3 protein-coding genes are annotated in these 5,029 nt (G+C 47.6%); 2 read left to right on the forward strand and 1 reads right to left on the reverse strand.

Annotated elements, in window-relative coordinates; all coding sequences use genetic code 11:
* Positions 1-1,826 (forward strand): ATP-binding protein (locus tag KIS29_11240; GenBank protein MBX8640899.1); only part of this gene is annotated, 1,826 nt, incomplete at its 5' end.
* Between the two features lie 689 nt (positions 1,827-2,515).
* Here KIS29_11240 and KIS29_11245 read toward each other — a convergent pair.
* Positions 2,516-3,988: an NAD(P)/FAD-dependent oxidoreductase gene (locus KIS29_11245; GenBank protein ID MBX8640900.1), complete on the reverse strand. Its 1,473-nt coding sequence runs from the start codon at positions 3,986-3,988 to the stop codon at positions 2,516-2,518.
* Positions 3,989-4,223: 235 nt separating this feature from the next.
* Here KIS29_11245 and KIS29_11250 point away from each other — a divergent pair, with 235 nt between their 5' ends.
* Positions 4,224-5,027 (forward strand): hypothetical protein, encoded by an 804-nt coding sequence (locus tag KIS29_11250; GenBank protein ID MBX8640901.1) that lies wholly within the window; start codon positions 4,224-4,226, stop codon positions 5,025-5,027.
* Positions 5,028-5,029 lie beyond the last annotated feature (2 nt).

The raw sequence follows: 5,029 nt of genomic DNA on the forward strand, positions 1-5,029 counted from the left end.
CCACCCTGAACGACAACTTCGCTGTCTTCGGCGCCACCGGTTCGGGCAAGAGCACCCTGCTCTCCCTCATTGCTGCAACGCTCATACGCAGGGGAAGGCCGGTGCTCATCATCGACCCGCACAGCGATCTGGTCAGGAAGACGCTTTCCCTCATTCCCAGTCAAGCGACGGACGGCAGTGTCATCTATGTCGACGCGGTCAAATCGCCGGTGGGGCTGAACCCCTTCGAAATCTTCCGCCAGATAGCCTACAGGGACCAGCTCTCCTCCCTTGTAACAGAGTCCATAGGCCATGTCGTCAGAAGTGCATACGGACCGGAGTTCTGGGGTCCCCGCCTTGACTTCCTTCTCAAGGGAGTGCTCGATGCCGTTGCGCCGCTCAGTGAGACAAACTACGCAGACGTTCTTGAACTCCTTTCCAATCCCTTTGCAACAAGGGAGGTTGCCGAAACCTGTCCCGATGCAGCGACAAAGGATTTCCTTCTCCACTCCTTTCCGAAGGCAAGGGAAGAATGGTGGATGCCAATCAGGGACAAGGTCGGCAGGATTGTGCTGGATGCCGAATCAAGAAGGATTCTCTGCCAGCGCAAGAACAACATAAATCTTGGCGATGCAATCGCATCAGGCAAGTCACTCTTCGTTGACATAGACATGAGCAGGATTGGAGAAACCACCTCCTCCCTCCTCGGTTCAATGATACTGTCGATGTACTGGGTTGTAGCATGCGCACAGAAATGCGGAACGACAGTAATCATAGACGAGGCGCATCGCTTCCCGCCCAGGCTGATTGAACAGATTGCATCGCAGGGAAGGAAATTCGGCGTCAGTATCATGGTGGCGAGCCAGAGCCCGTCCTCATTCAGCAGGGAGTTCCTCGGCGCAATGGGTTCCAACTTCAGGAACAGGATATCCTTCCAGCTCGGCGAGGTCGATTCGGCAACAGCTGCAAGCCTTGTCGGCAACGTGGATAAAGAGGAGATTGAATGGCTGGAAAGAATGCATGCTGTCGCCAACTTCTCAGGCAATGTCACTCTGCTTGACATGGATATCGTATTCTGGGACAAGCGCCTGTGCGATGATGCAACCAGGCTGACTGCACAGACCTATCCCTCCGTCGACGACGCCCTTCCCTCACCGATGGCTTCAATGGAGAACCAGCTCTTCGACATACTCCAGATAGCCGGCATGGCGGAAACGCTCGGCAAGCAGTCGCTCAGCGGCCTCCAGGAGACGGGCGTCTTCCAGCTCTTCCCCTACGGCATGCAGGAAATGGCGGCGCTCGTGGAGAATGCAAGGTCTCTCGGCCTCATACAGAAGGCACATCTGAAACTTTCACAGAAGGGATGGAACGAGCTCTACAGGCTGCAGGGAGGAATGATGGCAGGTGGTGACGAGCACAGGAGCATGGTGCTCAAGGTGAAGAAGGCGCTCGACACAATGGGCATGCTGACTTGCATTACAAGGCAGCGCCCCGGCCAGGAACAGCCCGATCTGCTTGCAAAGACGGCGGGCGGCATTGTCTCCAGCCTCTTCTATTTCGAGGTCGAGGTTGCAACGAAATACCAGCTCGACAAAAGGAGAAAGAAGGTGGAAAGGGCTGAAAGGGCAGGTGCTATCCCCGTGTTCGTTTTCGGAGAGAAGGGGCCAGTTCTGTCCGCACTGAAGAAGGGCGAGTTCCCGACATCCCTGTTCCTGCACCTTGTTGGCGAAAGGCTCATGTCATTCAGCCGCTCAGAGTGGTCACCGCTGTCAGAAGCAAAAGATATTGTTGAGCTGTCACGCAACCTGGAGTCGGACATCACGGGACCAACCAGGAAAGAATTGTAAAAGACTGCAAGGAGTGAATAATTTCATGTCGCATCTACCGAACATGAGATGCTGAAGTGTAGAGTTGGCAAAGACTCAGGGCGATTTCTATATGACATCGGCAATACAAATCCATCGGATTCTGTCAAACATCTCAAGCGATGTTGCAATATCTGCCTAAAAGATTCAACTGAGTCCTAAGCAATGCCCAATAATGCAGCCAACTGCAATCTGTTCTACAAACGATCATTGTATTCTGGGAGGTGGCATAATTTGCGATTACACTTTCTGGATACTGAGCTTTTAATGTCAGCGGATGCGCTAATACGTCGCATCAACTTCGTGCAATTATTTCGGCACAAAGATCCATTCATTATCTGTGCTCCTTCGACATTCCTATAATTGAGGACACTATCAAAAAGACTAAGAGTAACCTTCAGAGAGAGAGTTGTTGCATTTCTTGAAGAAGAAGGCAATGAACCAGACCTTCATTGTAATGACCACATATCAGGAAGACTCAAACAGAAATAGTGCGGAAGAATGGTAAAGGATAATGTGAATACAGAATCCGTGGCCTGCTGAGCGCCAGAGCAGCATTAGACTTATTTTAATACCATTTGAAACTGGAAAATCGACCTCATTTTCGCAGACGAAATGTCACGGATTGGCCACTGCAAGCATAAAGCCGATGATTCTAAATCTTTACTCGCCTATGCTTTTATCTTGAGATCCTCTAAGATTATCTGTGCTGCATTGTGTCCAGGGGCACCTTTGACGCCACCGCCGGGATGTGTTCCCGCGCCGCAAATATATAGCGAGTTTATTGGTGTTCTGTAATGTGCCCACCCAACCAATGGTCTGAATGAAAGCATCTGATTCAAAGTCTGGTCCAGATGGGTAACGTTTCCTTCTGTGAAACCAAATGTTTTTTCAAGGTCAAGCGGCGAAAGGGCATCAATATGCGTTATAGACTTCCTGACGCCTGGACAGTAATTTTCCAGAACGTTCAGTGCCCGTTCAAGCGCAATCGGTTTCAGATCTTCCCATTTACCCTCACGCAGAACATAGGGATTGTATTTTGAAATTATACTCAGAGTATGCATGCCTGCTGGCGCCATTGTATTATCCCAAGCCGTCTGTGAAAAAATGCTTAAGGGCGGTTCATCTGGTATTCGACCCCATCGGCTATCATCATATGCTTTCTGTCCGTAATCTATTGAAGGGTTAATATCAGTCAACGCCTTTTGCTGATCGGCCACGACAGCAGATGGAAGTGCTTTGAAGTTCAGATGAGAATTGAGAACAAGATTTATTTTGAAGGAAGTGCCGTACGCTCTCAAACTTTCTGTCTTTCTTACAAAATCGTCCTCCAGATGATCTTCACCGACGAGTTTGAGAAAAGTAGTTTTCGGATCTGCATTCGAAACGACAATCTTGGAGGTAAGTTTCTTGCCAGTTTTCAGTTCGATGCCGGTTGCCTTGCCTTTCTCAATGATGATATTTTTTACCTCCGCGTCAGTAATTACTGTGCCACCATGCGCTCGGAAGTACGATGCAAGTGCTTTGGTTACCGCTCCAGTGCCTCCAATTGCACAATGATATCCGCGCTTCCCTAGCGCCATCGCCATTATATAGGAAGTGCCGACGGTATCCGGCCCCATGCTTGTATTGAGAACACCATTCATCACGAGTGCACCTTTCACCTCATCAGATTCGAAATGTTCATTTAGCAGATCTGCCGCACTCGTCATCAGTATTTCCCTTACAACATCCTCAAATTCACTGCCTTCGAAAAAGGAAGTCAGATCGTTAAGTGACGGAGGTGGCGCAAGCAGTAGCGGCTCCACTGTTTCGGCAAAATTTCTGAGATATTCCGAGAATCTTGGAAATTCTCGTGCATCATTTTTGGAGAACTTCTCCATGCTCTTTGCTGTCTTCTCATCGGAAAGATAAGTGAAAAGATGTTTGCCGCTTGGAAAAGGGGCGAAATTCTGCGGATCCACAGGTTTCAGAGACAAACCGTGTTTTACGAGTTCCAGATCTGTAATGATTTTGTCCATCACTCCTGGAACATAACTTGCACGGGAAATTTTGATGCCCTGCCAGAGTTCTTCAGTAACGGCGGCACCGCCTATTATGTTCCTTCGCTCAACAATGCAGACTTTGAGTCCTGCCTTGGCCAAGTAACATCCACAGGTCAGACCATTATGTCCTGATCCTATAATTATGGCATCGTAGTCTGTCATAATCGCGTTTAATGCATCCTATTATTAAATTCTTCTTTTTTCCAGAATCTTGTCCATTGTTGACTAAGTTGTTCAACTAATGCCTATGTGTTAGGGCAAAATTCCACACATAACGCATTTCCATTATGAGACTGAAAAAGGTTAAATCCCATAATCCGCATGAATGATGCGAATGACGCAATTGCAGGATCCTGTTAAAGAAGCAGAGAGAGTAATTGAGCATGCGTCACGCCAGAACATTGATCTAAAATTGATAGGTGGACTGGCTGTGTATTTCAGATGTCCTTCCGCAAGATCCGGTCAATTGAGCAGACACTATGTGGACCTGGATTTTGTCTGCTCCAGAAGTCAAGGTGCGAAACTTAAAGATTTTTTTATTTCTTTGGGTTACAAACCTAGAGAAGTCTTCAACGCACTTCAGGGTGATAGAAGGCTGATATACAATGATCTGAACAATTCCCGGAGAGTTGATATTTTTCTTGACGTTTTTGAAATGTGTCATAAACTTGATTTCAGCAAAAGACTTTCTGTTGACAGAGATTCCTACACGATTCCCATAGCCGACCTTCTACTTACAAAGCTGCAGATTATTGAATATAATGCGAAGGACATGAATGACATGGCCTGCATTTTCTTGGACCATGATATCTCTGATACTGATGACGGAAATCATGTGAACGGCGGCTATATCTCTGAAATTTGTGCCGAACAATGGGGATTGTACAAAACTGTTACAACCAATCTGTCCAACCTCAAAGCGCATGTTTCGGCTATGAACGTAGATACAGGCTCGAAGAAGTTGGTCATAGATAGGATCGATAAGCTGACAGGGCTTATCGAGAGCAGGCCAAAAAGCCTGAAATGGAAGATGCGCGCTAGAGTCGGAGAAAAGGTGAAGTGGTATGAACTTCCAGAAATGGATAAAGAAGTTGTAGACTCGGGCGTTATGACAACCAAACAGAAAACTGAGAATTGAGA

The organism is Candidatus Sysuiplasma jiujiangense (genome assembly GCA_019721075.1).
GTDB classification, from domain to species: domain Archaea; phylum Thermoplasmatota; class Thermoplasmata; order Sysuiplasmatales; family Sysuiplasmataceae; genus Sysuiplasma; species Sysuiplasma jiujiangense.